This is a genomic window from Chromobacterium sp. FG89 (assembly GCF_057808735.1).
The window spans coordinates 16,100-34,068 of the sequence record NZ_JBMDIQ010000015.1; the positions used below are offsets into that span (position 1 = coordinate 16,100).

At 64.0% G+C, this 17,969-nt stretch carries 16 protein-coding genes; 4 read left to right on the forward strand and 12 right to left on the reverse strand.

Annotated features, from left to right (window positions below; genetic code table 11):
* Window positions 1-119 precede the first annotated feature (119 nt).
* The 3 genes from ACODRW_RS15315 to ACODRW_RS15325 all read left to right on the forward strand — a co-directional run bounded on the left by ACODRW_RS15315 (window position 120) and on the right by ACODRW_RS15325 (window position 4,488).
* Entirely contained in the window at window positions 120-1,373 is a 1,254-nt protein-coding gene (locus ACODRW_RS15315; protein WP_227105357.1) for an EAL domain-containing response regulator, read from the forward strand.
* A gap of 74 nt (window positions 1,374-1,447) precedes the next feature.
* Window positions 1,448-2,104, forward strand: a complete 657-nt coding sequence (locus ACODRW_RS15320; RefSeq protein WP_146176722.1) for a response regulator transcription factor — start codon at window positions 1,448-1,450, stop codon at window positions 2,102-2,104.
* A 2-nt stretch (window positions 2,105-2,106) separates the two neighbouring features.
* Window positions 2,107-4,488, forward strand: coding sequence for an ATP-binding protein (locus ACODRW_RS15325; protein WP_488906101.1), 2,382 nt, complete (start codon window positions 2,107-2,109; stop codon window positions 4,486-4,488).
* 58 nt (window positions 4,489-4,546) lie between these two features.
* Here ACODRW_RS15325 and ACODRW_RS15330 read toward each other — a convergent pair whose 3' ends face one another.
* The 8 genes from ACODRW_RS15330 to hemF form a co-directional block, all read right to left on the reverse strand.
* Window positions 4,547-5,446, reverse strand: coding sequence for a 4-deoxy-4-formamido-L-arabinose-phosphoundecaprenol deformylase (locus ACODRW_RS15330; protein WP_488906102.1), 900 nt, complete (start codon window positions 5,444-5,446; stop codon window positions 4,547-4,549).
* Window positions 5,447-5,502: 56 nt separating this feature from the next.
* The gene (locus tag ACODRW_RS15335) at window positions 5,503-6,546 is read right to left on the reverse strand and encodes a bifunctional UDP-4-keto-pentose/UDP-xylose synthase (RefSeq protein ID WP_107800796.1); all 1,044 of its coding nucleotides are present in this window, start codon (window positions 6,544-6,546) and stop codon (window positions 5,503-5,505) included.
* A gap of 68 nt (window positions 6,547-6,614) precedes the next feature.
* On the reverse strand, window positions 6,615-7,517 hold the full coding sequence (locus ACODRW_RS15340) for a formyltransferase (RefSeq protein WP_488906103.1): 903 nt from the start codon (window positions 7,515-7,517) through the stop codon (window positions 6,615-6,617).
* A complete protein-coding gene (locus ACODRW_RS15345) occupies window positions 7,514-8,461 on the reverse strand; it encodes a glycosyltransferase (RefSeq protein WP_107800794.1) in 948 nt (315 codons plus the stop codon). Before ACODRW_RS15345 ends, ACODRW_RS15340 begins: the two co-directional genes overlap by 4 nt.
* A 6-nt stretch (window positions 8,462-8,467) precedes the next feature.
* Window positions 8,468-9,595 carry a DegT/DnrJ/EryC1/StrS family aminotransferase gene (locus ACODRW_RS15350; RefSeq protein WP_488906104.1) on the reverse strand — a complete coding sequence of 376 codons (1,128 nt, stop codon included), beginning with the start codon at window positions 9,593-9,595 and terminating at the stop codon, window positions 8,468-8,470.
* A 154-nt stretch (window positions 9,596-9,749) separates the two neighbouring features.
* A complete protein-coding gene (locus ACODRW_RS15355; protein WP_107800792.1) occupies window positions 9,750-10,121 on the reverse strand; it encodes an SMR family transporter in 372 nt (123 codons plus the stop codon).
* A gap of 28 nt (window positions 10,122-10,149) precedes the next feature.
* Window positions 10,150-11,820, reverse strand: coding sequence for a glycosyltransferase family 39 protein (locus ACODRW_RS15360; RefSeq protein WP_235086100.1), 1,671 nt, complete (start codon window positions 11,818-11,820; stop codon window positions 10,150-10,152).
* Between the two features lie 127 nt (window positions 11,821-11,947).
* On the reverse strand, window positions 11,948-12,859 hold the full coding sequence (gene hemF, locus ACODRW_RS15365; RefSeq protein WP_488906105.1) for an oxygen-dependent coproporphyrinogen oxidase: 912 nt from the start codon (window positions 12,857-12,859) through the stop codon (window positions 11,948-11,950).
* Between the two features lie 97 nt (window positions 12,860-12,956).
* Here hemF and ACODRW_RS15370 point away from each other — a divergent pair, with 97 nt between their 5' ends.
* Window positions 12,957-13,577 carry a glutathione S-transferase family protein gene (locus tag ACODRW_RS15370; protein ID WP_253314166.1) on the forward strand — a complete coding sequence of 207 codons (621 nt, stop codon included), beginning with the start codon at window positions 12,957-12,959 and terminating at the stop codon, window positions 13,575-13,577.
* Between the two features lie 65 nt (window positions 13,578-13,642).
* Here the strand turns inward: ACODRW_RS15370 and ACODRW_RS15375 are convergent, their stop codons facing one another.
* From ACODRW_RS15375 to ACODRW_RS15390, 4 genes are all read right to left on the reverse strand, one after another.
* Entirely contained in the window at window positions 13,643-14,233 is a 591-nt protein-coding gene (locus tag ACODRW_RS15375) for a porin family protein (RefSeq protein WP_227105341.1), read from the reverse strand.
* A gap of 459 nt (window positions 14,234-14,692) precedes the next feature.
* On the reverse strand, window positions 14,693-15,514 hold the full coding sequence (locus ACODRW_RS15380; protein WP_107800787.1) for an alpha/beta hydrolase: 822 nt from the start codon (window positions 15,512-15,514) through the stop codon (window positions 14,693-14,695).
* Window positions 15,515-15,852: 338 nt separating this feature from the next.
* Window positions 15,853-17,199 (reverse strand): ATP-binding protein, encoded by a 1,347-nt coding sequence (locus ACODRW_RS15385; protein WP_488906106.1) that lies wholly within the window; start codon window positions 17,197-17,199, stop codon window positions 15,853-15,855.
* A gap of 3 nt (window positions 17,200-17,202) precedes the next feature.
* Window positions 17,203-17,922 (reverse strand): response regulator, encoded by a 720-nt coding sequence (locus tag ACODRW_RS15390; RefSeq protein ID WP_081549203.1) that lies wholly within the window; start codon window positions 17,920-17,922, stop codon window positions 17,203-17,205.
* Window positions 17,923-17,969 lie beyond the last annotated feature (47 nt).

A 17,969-nucleotide genomic window follows, 5' to 3' on the forward strand; every position in this document is an offset into this window, starting at 1 on the left:
AGCAAGTCCGGAAATTAAGCTGATCAATCGTATGCTTTTTGGGATGTTGAAACGTGACAGCGCGCCAACGCGGGCGTGGCGGATATTCAGCTGTCGGTATTCCAAATGGTAGGGAATCCATGGAAAATCTTAATGTCATGGTGGTGTCCGGATCATCGCGGGACAATGAGCGCCTTCAGCGCATGCTGTCGCAGGCCGGCATTCGCAATATTCGCCATTGCGGCCATATTCGTGAGGCGGAACAGCAATTGCTGCGCGAGCCGGTGGATTTGCTGGTGTGCGATATTCAGATGCCGGACGGCGGCGGCGCCGAATTGATCGCCAAGGTGCATGCTGGCGTGCGTCGCGGCGAACTGGCCGACGCGCCCATGCTGTTGTGGCACAGCGCCGCGGGCAAGCTGTTGCAGGAGTCGCACGTCAGGCTGGCGCGCGAGGCCGGCTTCAACTACGTCTGGGCGGCGCATCCGACCATGGACGACGGCGAATGCGCGCAGTTTTTGCGCCAGGTTGAACTGGCGCGCGCGGCCATGGCCGAGGCGGCCAGAGTCAACGGCGTGCCGGGGCGCTTGGGAACCCGGCCTTTCAGCGAGCAGGAGGTGATCGAGGCCTTGTGCTCCAAAGGCAATATCTCGATAGACCTGCAACCGCAGGTGCGCTTGAGCGACGGGGTAGTGGTCGGCGCCGAGGCGCTGGCGCGCTGCATGCACCCGACGCGGGGCAATATCCGGCCATCGGTGTTTCTGCCGGTGGTGAGCAAGCTGGGCCTGGATCTGCTGCTGTTCTTCCATGTGCTCAGCGGGGTGATCTCCACCCAGCAGGCGCTGAACGCGAAGGGCGTGCGCTTGCCGATTTCCATCAACGCGTCGGCGGCCACCCTGGCGTCGCCCAATCTCGTGCGCGAGATCACCATGCGCTGGGACAAGACCAAGCTGGAACGCTCGCTGCTGGTGATCGAGCTGACGGAAAACCTGGAGCCGGAAATCGGACTCGATTTGATGGTGGCGCTGAACCAGCTGCGCGCCAATGGTTTCGACATTGCCTGCGACGATTACGGCATAGGCATCTCCTCGCTGAAGATGTTGTCCGCCATGCCGTTTTCGTCCTTGAAGCTTGATCAATTATTCGTCGCCTCGATGCTGGAGAGCTCGCGGCATTATGAAATCGTCCGCTCCTCCATCCTGCTGGGCAAGGAGTTGAATCTGCAGGTGGTGGCCGAGGGCGTGGAGAGCACACGCCACGTCAAGGCCTTGCGGGAGATGGGCTGCGAGACCGGCCAGGGCTTCGGCCTGTACCGCCCGATGGCGCCGTCGCGTTATATAGAGCTGGCGCGGCAGGCGCCGGAGGAGTGGAGCGCGCGCGGCGCGGGCGATTAGGCGCGGCCCCAAGGCGTTCCGCCGGGACAGGGGATGCGGCGGGAAGCGAATTGGTCAACTTTAACGAGAACGGCATGAGAAAAAGAATATCGCTGATGATTCTGGATGACCATGACGTGGTCAGGGTGGGGCTGGAGGCCAAGCTCAAGCAATACCCGGAGTTCGAGATTGTCGGCAGTTTCGCGCAGAGCACCCAGTTGCTGGCGGTTTTCCGCAAGCGGCTGCCGGATGTCTTGTTGATGGATTTCTCCCTGGGCAGCAACGAGGTGGACGGGCTGAACCTGATTCAGTCCATCAATGTCCGTTATCCGGAGTGCAAGGTCCTGGTGCTGTCGTCGGTGGACCTGGTAGGAACGGTCAATCTGATGCTGCGCGCGGGCGCCAGGGGTTTTTTCAGCAAGTCGCAGCCGGTGGACGCGCTGGCGGGCGCCATCCACAGCGTTTATGCCGGGCGGGTGTATCTGACCGTCAAGATGATGAGCGAGATGAATCTCTTGCTGTCGGGCGACATCAAGCTGGAGGAGGGGCGGACGCTGGACCCGTATGCGCGTTTGTCGCCGCGGGAGCGCGAGGTGGTGCGCTGCTGTCTGGACGGCATGAGCACCAGCCAGATCGCGGAGAAGTTCTCGCGCAGCATCAAGACGGTCAGCACTCAGAAAAAAGCGGCTTTCCAGAAACTGGGCATCAATACGGACAGGGAGTTGTTTTTATTGAACTCCAAATTGGAGTAGCGGTGCGATTTCAACATTTGAGCGGCCTGCTCGTCCTGTGCGGCGTTTTGTCCGCTTGCGCCGACCAGGGCAGCAAGATCCCGCTGAGCCGGGAGGAAGAGGTCTGGGCCAGCCGGAATCCGGTGGTGGACGTGTACGTGCTCAGGTCCAAACCGGCGGCCAAGCGCAAGAACAGCAACGTCCATTACAAGGGGGTCGAGGCTTTTTTCCTGCAGTACGTCAGCGAGAAAAGCGGTTTGCGCTTCAATATCGTGCAAGTGCATTCGGCGCAAGCCCTGATCGAGGCCAGCGGCAATGGGCGGGCGATGATGCTGGCCAGCATCAATCAGGACGCGATCGGCGAACTGAACCTGAACAAGAATTACTACTTCACCCAGCCGTATTCCTCGCAGCCCTTGATGGCGATCACGCGCCGCGACTACCCGGTGGTGTTCGACCACGACAATCTGCACGGGCGCAAGCTCGCCTTCATCTTCAACGACAACTCGCGCTCCTGGCTGCTGGGCGATCACGCCAACCCGGACCTGGTGGCGGCGGAGACGCCCACTCAGGCCTTGCTGGCGATCCAGGACCGGAGGGCGGACATCGGCCTGGTGCCGGAAAGCTATGCGCGCTTCCTGCTGAATTATCGTTTCCCCGATCTGAGCAGCTCCGGCGCGCTGCCCGGCTATTACGCCATTTACCGGATGGGGGTCAGCAAGCACCAGCCCTTGCTCTACGCCATCCTGCGGCGCAGCCTGGACACGATGTCGGCCGACGACGTCGACGCCGCCCGCTCCGCCTGGGAGGAGCAAGTGGCGCCGCGGCCGTCCGTCTCCAGCGTGTTCAGGAGTTACGCCGGCGAAGGCACCCTGCTGGTGCTGCTGTTCTTCGTCCTGCTGCTGGTGATACGCACCACCACCTTGCTGCTGCGCAAGGCGAGGACGGGCGAAGCGGCCAAGAGCGAGTTTCTGGCGGTGGTCAGTCATGAAATCCGCACGCCGATGAACGCCATCATCGCCGCCGGCGAACTGCTGCAGACCATGTCCTTGGGCGAGAAACAGCGGGAGCTGGTGCTGCAATCCAATCTGGCGGCCAGCAGCCTGCTGCAACTGCTCAACAATATTCTCAACGCCTCGCGGCTGGACGCGGGCCAGGAAAGCCTGGACCCGTCCTTCGTCAACGTCGGCTCCATTCTGGAAGACCAGGTCAGGCTGTACGCCTTGGCGGCCAAGATGAAGGGACTGGAGCTGCGCTACGTCCATGCACTGCCGGAGCGCGCCTTCTGGCTGGACGCTTCGCATTTGCAGCGGGTGCTGCACAATCTGATGTCCAACGCGATCAAGTTCACCGACAAGGGCACGGTCACGTTGAAGGCGGACTTGCGCCGCGGAAAATCAAGCCGCAAGCGCGGCGTGCTGGTGTGCCAGGTGATAGACACCGGCATAGGCGTGCCGCTGGCGGCGCAGAAGAATATTTTCGACGCTTTTGTGCAGGCGGACTCCGTCGCCACCCGCAAGTTCGGCGGTTCGGGGCTGGGGCTGAGCATCTGCAAGCGCTTGGTGGAGTTGATGCAGGGGCGCATCACGCTGGACAGCGACGGCGCGTCCGGGACCATTCTCACCATCAAGCTGCCGGTGCGTTTGGGGCCGGCGCTGGTCAAGGAGGCTGCGGAGGAAGAAGCCTCCGGCCCGCCGCAGGCGGTGGGGCAGGGGCAGCTGGTGCTGGTGGTGGAAGACCATCCGGCCAATCAGCTGATGATTTGCGAGCAGCTGCGCCAATTGGGCTGCCGCGCCACGGTGGCCAGCACCGGCATGAGCAGCTTGTCCATCCTGAAGGAACACCCGGAGGTGCGCTTGATCCTGATGGACTGCAGCCTGCCGGACATCAGCGGCTACGAGGCGACGCGGCGCATCCGCGCATGGGAGCGCGAGGAGGGCGGCGCCTTGCTGCCCATCGTGGCGATTTCCGCGGCCAATGACGATCTGCACCGGGAACGGTGCATGGACAGCGGCATGAACGGCGTGCTGGTCAAGCCCCTGCGGCTCAGGGATTTGCAGCATATCTTGCTCATGTGGCTGCCGGACGCGGCGCCGGTCTCCGAGGCCGTCGAATCTCCGCCCCAGGTCAGCGGTCTATGGCAGATGTTCATCGAGCATAACGAGCGCGATTACCGCCAGGCGGTGCGGGCGGTCCAGCATGCTCACTGGTCCACGGCCAGCCAGCATCTGCACCGGATCTCCGGCGCGGCCTTGACTATGGAGCAGCGCGAGTTGGCGGAATTGGCGCGGGAACTGGAGGGCATGCTGTTGCAGGGCGGCGCGGAAGGCTTGGACGAACGCATGGATGCTTTGCGCGCGATGCTGGACCAACTGGCCGCGCAGACGCCGCCGGCCGGGAAATGAAACCGGGCGGCGGCTGGGTGGGCTATCGTTTCAGCCCTAAAAGATAGAGCACTGGTTCTTAGGCTTGCAGCGCCAGCGTGCCGCTGCGGCCGGGAATCTCTCCCATCACCACGCGGCCGGCGGGCAGCGCGGCCGCGTCCAGGCTGCTGAACAGCTCGATGCAGCTGCACAGCTGATAGCCCTGGGCTTGCCAGCCCACCAGCAGATGCTCGAAGGTATAGCCCAGACGCAGGCCTTCCAGCTCGGCGTGCAGGGTGTACACATGGCCGGTGGCCGGCGCTTCTTCGGTCAGCGCCAGGATATGGTGATGGACGTTGTCGGCGGTGAGGCCGTCCAGGCCTATCAATTCGTCCAGCGTCGGCAGCGTGGTGGGCAATTGCGGCACGCCCAGGGGCTGGCCGGCGGCGTCCACCGGCAGGAAGGGGTGGCTGCCGCGGCCGTCGGACGCGTAAAGCATGCCCAGTTCGCGCTCATAGGCCAGCGCCGCGTCGTTGATCTGCCAGCCGGCCGCGCCGTGGGTGCGCGCCGGCTCGCCGAAGATCTGTTCGAAGCGCTCGGCCGCCTTGCGCATTTCGGCGCGGGTCCAGGCGGCGTCCTTGCCGGCGACGTAATCCTGCCACTTGATGTGGTCCCAGGTGTGAATGCCGACCTCGAAGCCCTGCGCGCGCACTTCGCGCATCAGTTCCGCCTCGCGCTTGCCGATGTCCGGGCCGGGCAGCACGGTGCCGTAGAGCAGGGTGCGGATGCCGTAGTGCTCCACCACCGAGGTGCGCGACACCTTGGACAGGAAGCCGGGACGGAACACCCGCTTGATCGCGCGGCCGGTATGGTCCGGGCCCAGGCTGAACAAAAACGTGGCCTTGGCGTGATGCTGCTGCAGCATGTGCATCAGCCGCGGCACGCCGTCGCGGGTGCCGCGCCAGGTATCGACGTCGATTTTAAGGGCGAGTTTTTTCATGGGGTATCTCTGAAACCGGCGCCGGGCTTTCTATCTCGCCTGGCGCCGGGAGCCGCTTACTCGGACAGGTCGCGGCTGGCGGCTACTTGGTCGCGGTAGTAGTCGTAGATGCCGCGCAGCGCGTCGGCCATGGTCACGCTCGGTTTCCAGTCCAGGTCCGCCATGGTGTTGGCGATCTTGGGCACGCGGTTCTGCACGTCCTGATAGCCTTTGCCGTAGTAAGCGCCGGAGGTGGTTTCCTCGATCTTCACCTTGTCGGCGTTCAGCTGGTATTCCGGGTAGACGCGGGCCAGGTCCAGCATCATCGCGGACAGTTCGCGGATGGAGTAGTTGTTGGCCGGGTTGCCGATATTGTAGATCTGACCGGAAGCCTTGCCGTCCTGGTTTTCGATGATCTTCATCAGCGCGCTGATGCCGTCGTCCACATAGGTGAAGGCGCGCTTTTGATGGCCGCCGTCCACCAGCTTGATGGTCTCGCCGCGCACGATGTGGCCCAGGAACTGGGTGATCACGCGGCTGGAGCCTTCCTTCGGCGTGTTGATGTTGTCCAGGCCTCCGCCGATCCAGTTGAACGGACGGAACAGGGTGTAGTTCAGGCCTTCCTGCATGCCGTAGGCGTGGATCACGCGGTCCATCAGCTGTTTGGAGCAGGAGTAAATCCAGCGCGGCTTGTTGATCGGGCCACAGATCAGCTCGGAGTTTTCCGGGTCGAACTCTTCGTCATGGCACATGCCGTAGACTTCCGAGGTGGACGGGAACACCAGATGTTTCTTGTACTGCACGCACTGGCGCACGATGGGCAGGTTGGCTTCGAAGTCCAGCTCGAACACGCGCAGCGGATTGTTCACATAGGTGGACGGGGTGGCGATGGCCACCAGCGGCAGCACCACGTCGCACTTCTTCACGTGGTACTCGATCCACTCCTTGTTGATGGTGATGTCGCCTTCGAAGAAGTGGAAGCGCGGATGGTCTTTCCACTCGGCCACGCGGTCATCGTGCATGTCCATGCCGTAGATGTGCCAGTCGGTGGTTTCGATGATGCGCTTGGTCAGGTGGTGGCCGATGAAGCCGTTGACGCCGAGGATCAGTACTTTTTTCATTGAGATTTCCTTCATCGCCCCCCGGAAGGGAGCTGTGATTTGCATGTGTATTCCGTGAGTCCGCCGCCTCAGGCCAGCGTCAGCGCCACCGCCGTCGCCGGATCCAGCGCCGCGCCGTCCAGCGTGGCGGACAGAACCTTCAGGCGGCCGCCGTCCACGGCGTCCAGCCACAGCGCGCCGTGTTCTGAGTGTAGCCGGGCCGCTTGCAATTGCTGCTTGTGGCCGCCGGCGCGCAGGGTTTTCCAGATCACCAGCCGTCCGCCTTCGGTGTCGGCGAAGGCGCCCGGGAACGGGTGGGTCAGCGCACGCACGAAGTTGTGCAGCTGGGCGGCGCCGGCCCGCGGGTCGATGCGGCCGTCTTCCGGCTTGCGGCCGCCGAAATAGCCGCCCTGGCTCAAGTCCTGCCGGCGGAACTCGGTCTGGCCGGCGAGCAGGCCCGGCAGGCTGCGGGCCAGCACCATTTCCGCGGCCACAGTGACCTTGGCGAACACTTCGTCGGCGTTGTCGTCCGGCAGAATGGGCACCGCCATCTGGTCGACGACGGGGCCGTTGTCCGGTTTGACGTTCATCACGTGCAAGCTGGCGCCGGTTTCGGTTTCGCCGTGGATGATGGCCCAGTTGATCGGCACCCGGCCGCGGTATTTGGGCAGCAGCGAGCCGTGCATATTGAAGGCGCCGCGCGCCGCGGATTCCAGCAGCGGGGCCTTCAGCATGTGGCGGTAATAAAAAGAGAACAGGAAGTCCGGCCGCGCGGCCTGCACTTGGGCCAGCGTTTCCGGCGTGTTCGGGTCGTCCGGGGTGATCACCGGAATGCCGTAGTCGCGGGCGACTTGCTCCACGCTGGCGAACCAGATGTTTTCCTTGGGATTGTCGCGGTGGGTGACCACCAGCGCCACTTCCACGCCGCCGCCGATCAGCGCCTTCAGGCAGCGCACGCCGACATTGTGATAAGCGAAGACCACGGCTTTCATGGCTTGTCCTTTTGCTCCAGCACCGCGCCGATCACATAGCGCGGCCTGTCCCGCACTTCCTGGTAGATGCGGCCGATGTATTCGCCAAGCAGGCCGATGCCGAACAGCGCGATGCCGATCAGCAGGAAGGCGATGGCGAACAGGGTGAACAGGCCGCCCACTTCCGGTCCGACGATGAGGCGGCGCAGCACCAGATAGACCACCAGCACGCCGGAGCCGGCGGAAACCAGCATGCCCAGCAGCGAGAACAGCTGCAGCGGCACGATGGAGAAGCCGGTCATCAGGTCGAAGTTCAGGCGGATCAGGCTGTACAGCGAATACTTGGATTCGCCGGCGAAGCGCTCTTCATGGCCGACGGTGACTTCGGTCGGGTTCTGCGCGAACTGATAGGCCAGCGCCGGGATGAAGGTGTGCAGTTCGTTGCACTGATTGATGGTGTCGATGATGCGGCGGCTGTAGGCGCGCATCATGCAGCCCTGGTCGGTCATCTTGATGCGGGTCAGCTTCTCGCGCAGGCGGTTCATCGCGCGGCTGGCCAGATGGCGCCACAGGCTGTCGTTGCGCTGGCGGCGGATGGAGCCGACGTAGTCGTGTCCCTTGTCCATTTCCGCCAGCAGCAGCTTGATGTCCTCCGGCGGGTTCTGCAGGTCGGCGTCCAGCGTCACCACCCGCTCGCCGCGGCTGTATTCGAAGCCGGCCAGGATGGCGCGATGCTGGCCGAAATTGCCGTTGAACAGCACCACCCGGGTCACGTCCGGGCGCAGGTCGAACTGCGCGGCGAGCATGGCCGGGCTCTTGTCGCGGCTGCCGTCGTTGACGAAGACGACTTCATAACGCACGCCCAGCGCGTCCAGCGCCGGGTAGAGGCGGTCGAACAGCGCCGGAAGCACGTCCTGCTCGTTGTATACCGGGATGACGACGGAAAGATCGATTACGCTTTTCATAATGTTTTATACGCTCAGCACGGGCTTCAGCACGCCGCTCACGGCGGCGCACACGCGTTCCACGTCCTCGTCGGCCATAGCCGGGAACAGCGGCAGGGTGACGGTGCGGCGGCCGATGTCTTCCGCCACCGGGAAGTCGCCCGGCTGGAAGCCCATCTCGCGGAACAGGGTGAACAAATGCATGGCGGGGTAGTGCACGCCCACGCCTATGCCCAGGTCTTTCATCCGGGCGATGAATTCGCCGCGGTCCATGCTCATCCGATCCAGCGGCAGCAGCGGCTGGAACATATGCCAGTTGCTCTGGGCCATGTCCTCCAGCGGCAGCTCGCAGCCCAGCTCGCGGTCGAAATGGCGGAAATACAGCGCGGCCAGTTCGCGGCGGCGGGCGTTGAAGCCTTCCAGCCGCGGCAGTTGGCCCAGGCCGATGGCGGCGGCGATGTCGGTCATATTGGACTTGCCGCCCAGCACGTCCACGTCCATGCCGCCGTCGGCGTGGCGGGTCACGCCCTGCAGGCGCAGCTTCTCGAACAGGCGCGCCTCGTTCTCGTCGTTCAGCACCAGGCAGCCGCCTTCGCCGCTGGTCATGTTCTTGTTGGCGTGGAAGCTGAAGGACACCAGATCGCCGTCGCTGCCGATGCGGCGGCCGCGCCAGTTGGCGCCCATGGACTGGGCGGCGTCCTCCACCACGCGCAGACGGTGGCGCTTGGCGATGTCGTACAGGCGGTCGCGATCCACCGGCAGGCCGGCCAAGTCCACCGGGATGATGGCGCGGGTGCGCAGCGTGATCGCCCGTTCCGCCAGGTCCAGATCGATATTGCGGCTGGCGCGGTCGGCGTCGACGAACACCGGCTTGGCGCCCACCTTGAGAATGACGTTGGCGGTGGCCACCCAGCTCAGCGGGCAGGTGATCACCTCGTCGCCGGGGCCGACGCCGGCCACCTGCAAGGCCATTTCCAGCGCGGCGGTGGCGGAGGCCACCACCCGCACCGGGCGGCCGCCGACATGGGCGGACAACTCGGCTTCCAGCTGGCGGGACTTGGGACCGGTGGTGATCCAGCCGGAGCGCAGCACCTCGCCGACGGCGGCGATGGTGGCTTCGTCGATGTCCGGGCGGGTAAACGGTAGAAAATCCATATTCAAACCCTGAAAATTAGCCACGGAAGCACACGGAGATGCACGGACAAAAACAGTCATTCAAATTCGTTTTGCGCCATTGAATCTTGTCGGCTGCTGAGCGGGCGTTTTATTTTCCGTGTCATTCCGTGTGTTTCCGTGGCAAATATAAGCCTTAACTACGTGCCACCAGCACCACGCCGATGATGATGACGCCGATGCCGATCAGTTTCTGCGCGCTCAAGGCCTCGCCGAACAGCCAATAGGCCAGCAGCGCGTTGACCACGTAGCCGATGGACAGCATGGGATAAGCGATGCTGACCTCTACCCGCGACAGCGCCATGATCCAGACCACCACGCTGACCACGTAGCAGGACAGGCCGCCGACGATGGGCAGATTGGTGGCCAGCGACCAGCCTATCGGCAACACGTTGGCGGCGGAAAAGTCAAAGTGGCCGATTTGGCGCACGCCGGCCTTCAAGCATAGCTGGGCGGCGGCGTTGAGCAGCACGCCGAGCAGAATCAGGCCGAATTCGATCAACTTCATATTAGAAGGGGTCCAAAGGTTGGCGGTTTCACGGCTTGGCCACGACGAGGCGGCGCGGATCTTGGTAGACCACCCGCATCGGCAGGCCCTGGGCTTGCAGTTCCTGATAGGTGGCGGGGTCGGTCATCGCCAGCGCGCGCGGCGCAGCCTTCCAGGCGGCGACGAATTGTTCCAGCCGCGGCATCCAGCGCTGCGGCTCCTGACCCTCGCCGAACTCGAACTCGTCGACGAACTGCACCAGGGTGACCGGGCGGCCCAGGTAGAAGGGGAAGGTCTGATCGTAATAGCGCACCGAGAACACCGGGGTGTCCTGCCCCAGATAGGGCTGAATCTGGCGCACGATTTCCTTGCTGCCCTTCAGCCGGCCGTAGCTGTCGTGGCCGGCGGCGGCGACGCTGACGGCGAGCAGGCTGCCGAAGGCCAGCCAGCATAGCGCGGCCAGCTTGCGCTCGCGGCCCAGCAAACGCCAGGCGACGACGGCGCAGATCAGGAACAGCAGCGCGGCGGCGACGACGAAATGGGCGAAGCCGTGCAGCACGTCGAGGGGGATGTCCTCGGACGCGAAACGGTCGACGAAGGGGTAAAGACCAAGCGCCGCCAGCCACAGCAGCAGCGCCGGCAGCAGGTGCTTCTTCAGCGCGGCGGCCGGCATGCGCTGCAGCGTGGGCGCCAGCAGCAGCGCCAGCGCCGGGAACAGCGGCAGGATGTAGGACGGCAGCTTGGAGCTGGACTTGCTGAAGAAGGCGAAGATGAAGACCGACCAGATCAGCAGCAGGCGGCCGACGCGCAGCCGCGCGCCCGGCTCGCGCCAGCCGTCCCGGCACAAGGCCGGCAGCAGGCTGGTCCAGGGCAGCAGGCCCAGCAGCAGATAGGGCACGAAATACCACGGCGCGCCGGTGCGCTTGTGCTCGGTGGTGAGGAAGCGCTCCAGGTGCTCGCGGATGAAGAAGAAATGCGCGAAGTCGGGATTGCGCTGGGACACCAGGATGAACCAGGGCGCGGTCAGGAGCAGGAACAGCGCCAGGCCGCTCAGCCAGTGCATGCGTTTCCAGAAGCCCCATTGCCAGTTGAGCAGGCTGTACAAGACCAGGGTGGCGCCGGGGATCAGCAGGCCGATCAAGCCCTTGCTCAGCGTGGCGGCGGCCATCGCCGCCCAGGTCAGCCACATCCAGTGGCGCGTTTCGCGCGGGCCGGCGTCGTCGCGCTGGGCCAGCAGGAAGCCGCACAGCGCCACGGTCAGGAAAAAGCTGACGCCCATGTCCAGAGACAGGAAATGACTGTTGGCCACTATCCAGGCGCAGCTGCCGGCGGCCAGCGCCGCGTAGCGGCCGGCGTCGACGCCCCACAGCCGGCGCGCGGTGAAGCCGCACATCGCCACCGTCAGAAAGCCGGTCAGGCCGGGCCAGAAGCGGGCGGCGAACTCGTTGACGCCGAAGGCGGCGAAACTCAGCGCGCCCATCCAATATTGCAGCGCCGGCTTTTCGAAATACAGCAGGCCGTTCAGCCGCGGCGTGATCCAGTCGCCGCTGTGCAACATGAACAGCGACAGCGTGGCGTAGCGGCCCTCGTCGGCGTGAATCAGCCCGCGGTAGCCGAGGGAGCCGAACCAGACGACGGCGAACAGCAGCCACAGCGCCGGCTCCAGCCAGGGACGGGCGGCGGGGCCGGAGAGCCCGGCCGAAAAATGGGGTTGATTCATGCGGAACGGATAGTCATTGGATTATTATGGACAGCTGCGCAAGGATACCCGATTTCGCCGCCCTTGTGATTGGCTAAACTCATGTGCGGGCTGGAGAAAGCGGCGGCATCCGGCTTGGCCGCGGCGCTTAGGCCAGCCAGTCGCGCGGGGCCAGAAAGCGCTCGGTCAGCGCTGCTTCCGGGCTGCCCGGCTCCGGCTGATAATCGTACTCCCAGCGCGCCAGCGGCGGCATCGACATCAGGATGGATTCGGTGCGTCCCCCGGACTGCAGGCCGAACAGGGTGCCGCGGTCCCAAACCAGATTGAATTCAACATAGCGGCCGCGGCGATAAAGCTGGAACTGACGTTCGCGGTGGCCCCAGCTATTGCCTTTGCGGCGCTCGACGATGGGCAGGTAGGCGTCGGTGAAGCCCTTGCCCACCGCCTGCATGAAGCGGAAACAGGAATCGAAGCCCCAGGCGTTCAGATCGTCGAAGAACAGGCCGCCGACGCCGCGCGCCTCTTGGCGGTGCTTCAGGAAGAAGTACTCGTCGCACCAGCGCTTGTAGTCCGGATACACCTGCTCGCCGAAAGGCAGGCACACATCGCGGGCCACGCGATGCCAGTGCACCACGTCGGCCTCCACAGGGTAGAACGGGGTCAGGTCGAAACCGCCGCCGAACCACCATACCGGCGTTTCCCCTTCTTTTTCCGCGATGAAGAAGCGGACATTGGCGTGGCTGGTGGGAATGTGCGGGTTTTCCGGATGGATCACCAGCGACACGCCCATGGCCTGGAAGCCACGGCCGGCCAGCTCCGGCCGGTGGGCGGTGGCGGAGGCGGGCAGCGCGTCGCCGTGGACATGGGAGAAGTTGACGCCGGCCTGCTCGAACAGCGCGCCCTTGGTCAGGACCCGGCTGCGTCCGCCGCCGCCGCCCGGACGCTGCCAGGCGTCCTCGACGAATTGAGCGCCGCCGTCGGCCTGCTCCAGCGCCGCGCAAATGCGGTCTTGCAGGTCCAAGAGAAAGGCTTTGACATCATTGACGCGCGGCTGGCTCATCGCAGTATCCTGAAGGCTTGAAATGGGCTGCATTGTAGCAGACGGGGCGGCGCGCGCAGGCGCGCCGCCCGGGCTTTGAACATGGGAGACGCGCATCGTGATTGATCTGTATACCTGGGGCACGCCCAATGGGCGCAAGATTTCCATCATGCTGGAAGAACTGGAGCTGCCATACGCCGTGCACACCGTGGATATCGGCAAGGGCGAGCAGTTCGCCGAGTCCTTTCTGGCCATCAGTCCCAATAACAAGATTCCGGCCATCGTCGACAGCGAGGGGCCGGATGGTCGGCCGCTGGCGATGTTCGAGTCCGGCGCCATTTTGCAATATTTGGCGGAAAAGCACGGCCGCCTGCTGCCGGCGGCGGGCGCGGCGCGCTACGAGGCGCTGCAATGGCTGATGTTCCAGATGGGCGGCTTCGGACCGATGTTGGGGCAGGCCCACCATTTCCTGCGCTATGCGCCGGAAAGCCTTCCCTATGCGCAGAAGCGCTACCACGACGAGGCCTTGCGTCTGTACGGCGTGCTGGACCGGCAGTTGGCCGGGCGGGATTACGTCGCCGGCGAGTACGGCGTCGCCGATATCGCGCTCTATCCGTGGGCGGCGCGTCATGATTGGCATCAGGTGGATCTGGCGGCGTTTCCGCGGGTAAGCGATTGGTTCCAACGCGTCGGCGAGCGGCCGGCGGTGCGGCGCGGCATGGCGGTGCCGGCGGCCTGAAACGCAAAACCAGCCGCGGACACAGGGGCCGCGGCTGGCGATGGAAGGGCGTGGCAAGGCTGAGATTAGAAGTGGTAGCTGATGCCGGCCTTCAGCACGCTGGTGCCGGAAGTCTTGACCACGCTTTGGCCCGCCATCTGGAAGTCAGTGCCGGCGATGTATTCGTATTCGCCACGCAAGGACAGGTTTTTGTGCAGCTGATACTGCGCGCCGAAACCAAGACCCAAGCGGGTGTCGTTGAAAGTTTTGTTGGCAACTCGGTCGATCTTGAGCTTGGTGTGCACGTTGTTCAGGCTGGCCTTGCCGAAAACTTCCAAATCCTGGGTCACCGGCAGGATGCCCAGCACGGCGATGCGCTCGGCCTTGGTGGCGACGGAGCCGTTGCCGGTGCGGCCGCTGAAGGAGCCGTTGGCCGTGGATTTGCCGAAGTCAGCGTAGGACAGCTCGGTGGCCAGGTATTGGTTGAAGCGGTAACCGGCGCCCAGTTCCCATACCGTGCCGGCGGCCTTGGCGTCTTTCAGGACGATGTTGCGGTTGCCGGACTCCGGCTTGGAGAAGTTGTAACCGGTGTTGCCGAAGACGTAGAAGCCCGGGTCGGCGGCGTGTGCGGTCAGAGCTGCCAGGCTCAGCACGGAAGCGGTAATCAGTTTTTTCATTTTTGCGACTGTTTGCTTTGTTGATAACTGCGATATTGTGCGAACAGGAACCAAGTCAGTCTGTTGAGCTTGTAAACGCTCTTTGTGTGATCGATGGAGGGCTTGTGTAACGATCTGTAACAAAGCGGGACGGGCAGGGAAAAGAAAAGATGCCCGCCGGAGCCGGCGGGCACGCAAAGTCACACAAAGGGAAAAGAGAACGGAACCGTTGCAAGACCGGCGGGGGGCCGATCCGGCTCGTGCAAACAGTTTGCTTCAGCCGGTCCTCGTCTTCCATTGTCGCTGTGTTCTGGCTTGATGACGGTTGATGACGGGGCGGCCGGGAAGTTTGCGTAGCTGTTAAATTCAATGTTTAGTTGTGATTGCTTGCAACTTTAGTTGAAGAAGGGACGGGCGCGGCTGGCGCAGGCAAGAAAAAAGGCAAGCCTGAGGCTTGCCCTGATGGCGGCGACGCGGTGTTCAGGCGGCGGCGAAGACGGCCCAGTCGGCGTGTTCAGCGGCGGCGGCCCGGGCTTGGGCGCGCTGGTTGAAAAACTTCAGGCTGCGCTTGAGCACCTCGCCGCGTTCATTGTCCACCATCACCATGTGGTAGCTATTGGACAAGGGCATGAAGTCGACCTTGCCGCCCAGATAGCGCTGCAGGTAGCGGGCCGAGCGCGGGCTGGTGATGTCGTCCTCGTCGGCATGCACGATCAGCGTCGGGCAGGTGATCTCTTCCAGCCGCGACATCAGCTGGCGGCGTAGCCCATCCACCTGGCGGATGCAGGCCAGCGGGATGTAGGCGTAGTGGAAGCGTTCGCCGCGTTCGAAGCGCTGCTGGATGGCCTTGCGGATGCGGGCGTTCTTGATGCCGAAGGGTTCGACTTCCGGCACGCGCATCTTCTTGGCCAGGCCGGGAATGCGGTAGACGATGTGGCGTGCCCAGGTCAGCTTGGGCAGGCTCCAGCCGTCCAGGAACAGCGGCGGCGCGTACAAGGCGAGGCCGTCCTGATGGTTTTCCAGCCGCGCCACTTCCAGCGCCACCAGGCCGCCCAGGCAAACGCCGGCCAGATGCACCACCTTGTGGCGCGTCTTCAGTTCCAGGTATTCCTTGCGTATGGTTTCCACCCAGTCCTGCCAGCGGACGGACAGCAGATCTTCCGGCTCGCCGCCATGTCCCGGCAACAGCGGGGTGTGCGTGACGATGTCCGCCTCCTCCAGCGTGCGTCCAAGCGCGCCAAGGTCGTATGCGCTGCCGCCCAGACCGTGTACCAGCAGGGCGGCCGGTCGTGAAGAAACCATGGGAAATACCCGAATCCAAGTTGAGATGCTGGCATTATCCCGACGCGGCGGCTTGGGGTCTGTTGGCTTCCTGTCCCCGCTTTGTGACGGCGCGTGACCCCATTCAGATTGCTTAACAAACTGCGGCTTTACTTTTCGCCGGCGCCGGCGTTCTTGGCTGTCCCTTCAAAGTCTCGCGGGCAAGAGCGGGACAAGGAAGAAGCGGAGAAGCGGTCGATGCGCGTTCTGAAGCCGTGTTCGCCGCGTGAGGCCCCGCGGATCGCAAGCGGGCTCTGAGCCGCTCATAGAGCCGCTAACTAAACCGCGCAGCGCAGGATCAGGGGTTGGCTTAGCGGGTCTTATTGCTGTGGTTGCATGATGCGCAGAGTAAAGCGCGCGCCGCCCAGTTCACTGGCGCTCACGCTGGCCTGGCCGCCGTGGTGCTCTGTGATCAGCTTGACGAAGGACAGCCCCAGGCCATAGCCGCCGGTGGCGCGGTCGCGGCTGCGGTCCAGCCGCAGGAAGGGTTCGAACACCTTGTCGCGTTCAGCCTCGGGAATGCCGCAGCCGTCGTCGTCGACATGAATCAGCAGCTGGCCGGAAGCGTTGTGACACACGGTCAGCCGGACCTGAGCGTTGGCGTATTTGAAGGCGTTGAGCAGCAGGTTGCGGCTGGCCACATACATCAGCTTGCGGTCGAACGCGCCGTTGCCCAGCGCGCAGTCAAGCTCCAGTGCGATGCCCGGCGGTTTCAGCGGCGTCACCAGGTCGACCAGATCGTCGAACCAGTCGTAGAGGTCCACGGTTTCCCAGTGCAGCGGCACTTCGTTGCGGTTGAGCTTGGCGAACTCCATGCTGGTGTTGAACAGCTCCTCCAGCTCCTGCATATCGCGCTCCATGCCTTCGCGGTAGCGCCGCCATTCCTGTTCGTCCTCTTCTTCCTCCAGCATGGTCAGACCGAAGCGCAGCCGCGCGATCGGGGTGCGGATCTCGTGGGCGATGGCGTGGGACAAGGCCTGGCGGGTTTCCATCTGCCGCTCCAGCCGCGCGGCCATGCTGTTGAAGGCCAGGGACAGGGGGGCCAGCAGCCGGCTTTTGGACGGTTGGGCGCGGGCGCTGAAGTCGCCGTCGGCGAACACCTCCGCCTTGCGGCGCACTTCCAGCAAGTCCTTCCACAGCGGGCGCAGGCTGAAGTAGATCAGGGTGCCCAGCGTGGAGCCGGTCAGCAGAATCCACAACAGCAGGATCTCCATGTCTTCGCTGATCCAGCTGCTGTTGCTGGCCGGGGCTTCCAGCGGGCCCAGCAGCAAGAGACGCGGATCATGGGGCAGCGGCACGTAGAGCAACTGGTTGTCGAAATCCAGATAGGGGCGGCCGCCTTGCAGCGCGGCATGGCCTTCCGGTTCGAAATCGTCGGGAGGATGGGCGATCAGTTTGACCGGATAGCTGAAGGCGCGGGCGATGTCGGCGAGCTTGCGGTCCCAGTCCCGATGCGGCGTCTGAGCCAGCTGCTCGCGGATCAGGCTCACGGTGCCGTTCATGAATTGCAGCTTGCCGTCGCGGTCGCTGTTCTCGTACAGCTTGGTGACCAGGAAGCCGAAGCCGATGATGATGATCAGCTCCACCAGCATGGTGGCGAAGAAATAACGGGCGAACAGGGTGCCCAGCGACGGCTTGAGCCAGCCGCGCAAACGACGAGTGCTCATGCCTTATTCCCAGTCGCTGCGCGAGAACAGATAGCCTTTGCCGCGCACGGTCTTGATTCGGGCCGGCGCGTCGGGATTGTCGCCCAGCTTGCGGCGCAGCCGCGAAATGCGCGCGTCGATGGAGCGGTCCAAGCCGTCGAAGCCGATGCCGCGCAGCTCGCTCATGATGTCGTCGCGGGACAGCACCTGGCCGGCGTGGGAGGACAACAGCCACAGCAGGTCGAATTCGGCGGTGGTCAGATCGATCAGCTCCCCGTTCAGCGTGGCCTCGCGCGTGGCCTGGCTGATGCAGAACTGGCCAAAGGTGAAGCTGTCTTCGTCGCCGGCCTCGCCGTCGGCCTGCGCCCCCGGCCCGCCGCGGCGCAGCAGCGCGCGCACCCGCGCCAGCAAGCGGCGCGGCTCCACCGGCTTGGCCAGGTAGTCGTCGGCCCCCAGTTCCAGCCCCAGGATTTCGTCCACGTCCTCGTCGCGCGCCGTCATGATCAGCACTCGGCCGTTATAGCGCGGGCGGATTTCACGGCAGACGTCGAAGCCTTCCTTGCCCGGCAGCATGATGTCCAGGATCACCAGGTCCGGCTTTTCTTCCAGGATGATGGCCGGCGCGGTGTCGCCGCGGCCGTGCTGGGAGATGCGATAGCCGTGCTTGCTCAGATAAGCGCCTATCAATTCGGCTAGTCTCACGTCGTCTTCGACGATGAGAATATGGGGGGTATCGCTGTTCATGTCCGTCGACGGGATTTCGGTGGTTCAAATCAAAATATTAGCACGCG

Excerpts from the sequence above, each read along its gene's own strand:
- ACODRW_RS15315 (WP_227105357.1), top strand. The coding sequence starts at position 120 with ATGGAAAATCTTAATGTCATGGTGGTGTCCGGATCATCGCGGGACAAT.
- ACODRW_RS15320 (WP_146176722.1), top strand. The coding sequence starts at position 1,448 with ATGAGAAAAAGAATATCGCTGATGATTCTGGATGACCATGACGTGGTC.
- ACODRW_RS15330 (WP_488906102.1), bottom strand. The coding sequence starts at position 5,446 with ATGAAAAAACTCGCCCTTAAAATCGACGTCGATACCTGGCGCGGCACC.
- ACODRW_RS15335 (WP_107800796.1), bottom strand. The coding sequence starts at position 6,546 with ATGAAAAAAGTACTGATCCTCGGCGTCAACGGCTTCATCGGCCACCAC.
- ACODRW_RS15340 (WP_488906103.1), bottom strand. The coding sequence starts at position 7,517 with ATGAAAGCCGTGGTCTTCGCTTATCACAATGTCGGCGTGCGCTGCCTG.
- ACODRW_RS15345 (WP_107800794.1), bottom strand. The coding sequence starts at position 8,461 with ATGAAAAGCGTAATCGATCTTTCCGTCGTCATCCCGGTATACAACGAG.
- ACODRW_RS15350 (WP_488906104.1), bottom strand. The coding sequence starts at position 9,595 with ATGGATTTTCTACCGTTTACCCGCCCGGACATCGACGAAGCCACCATC.
- ACODRW_RS15355 (WP_107800792.1), bottom strand. The coding sequence starts at position 10,121 with ATGAAGTTGATCGAATTCGGCCTGATTCTGCTCGGCGTGCTGCTCAAC.
- ACODRW_RS15360 (WP_235086100.1), bottom strand. The coding sequence starts at position 11,820 with ATGAATCAACCCCATTTTTCGGCCGGGCTCTCCGGCCCCGCCGCCCGT.
- hemF (WP_488906105.1), bottom strand. The coding sequence starts at position 12,859 with ATGAGCCAGCCGCGCGTCAATGATGTCAAAGCCTTTCTCTTGGACCTG.
- ACODRW_RS15375 (WP_227105341.1), bottom strand. The coding sequence starts at position 14,233 with ATGAAAAAACTGATTACCGCTTCCGTGCTGAGCCTGGCAGCTCTGACC.
- ACODRW_RS15380 (WP_107800787.1), bottom strand. The coding sequence starts at position 15,514 with ATGGTTTCTTCACGACCGGCCGCCCTGCTGGTACACGGTCTGGGCGGC.
- ACODRW_RS15385 (WP_488906106.1), bottom strand. The coding sequence starts at position 17,199 with ATGAGCACTCGTCGTTTGCGCGGCTGGCTCAAGCCGTCGCTGGGCACC.
- ACODRW_RS15390 (WP_081549203.1), bottom strand. The coding sequence starts at position 17,922 with ATGAACAGCGATACCCCCCATATTCTCATCGTCGAAGACGACGTGAGA.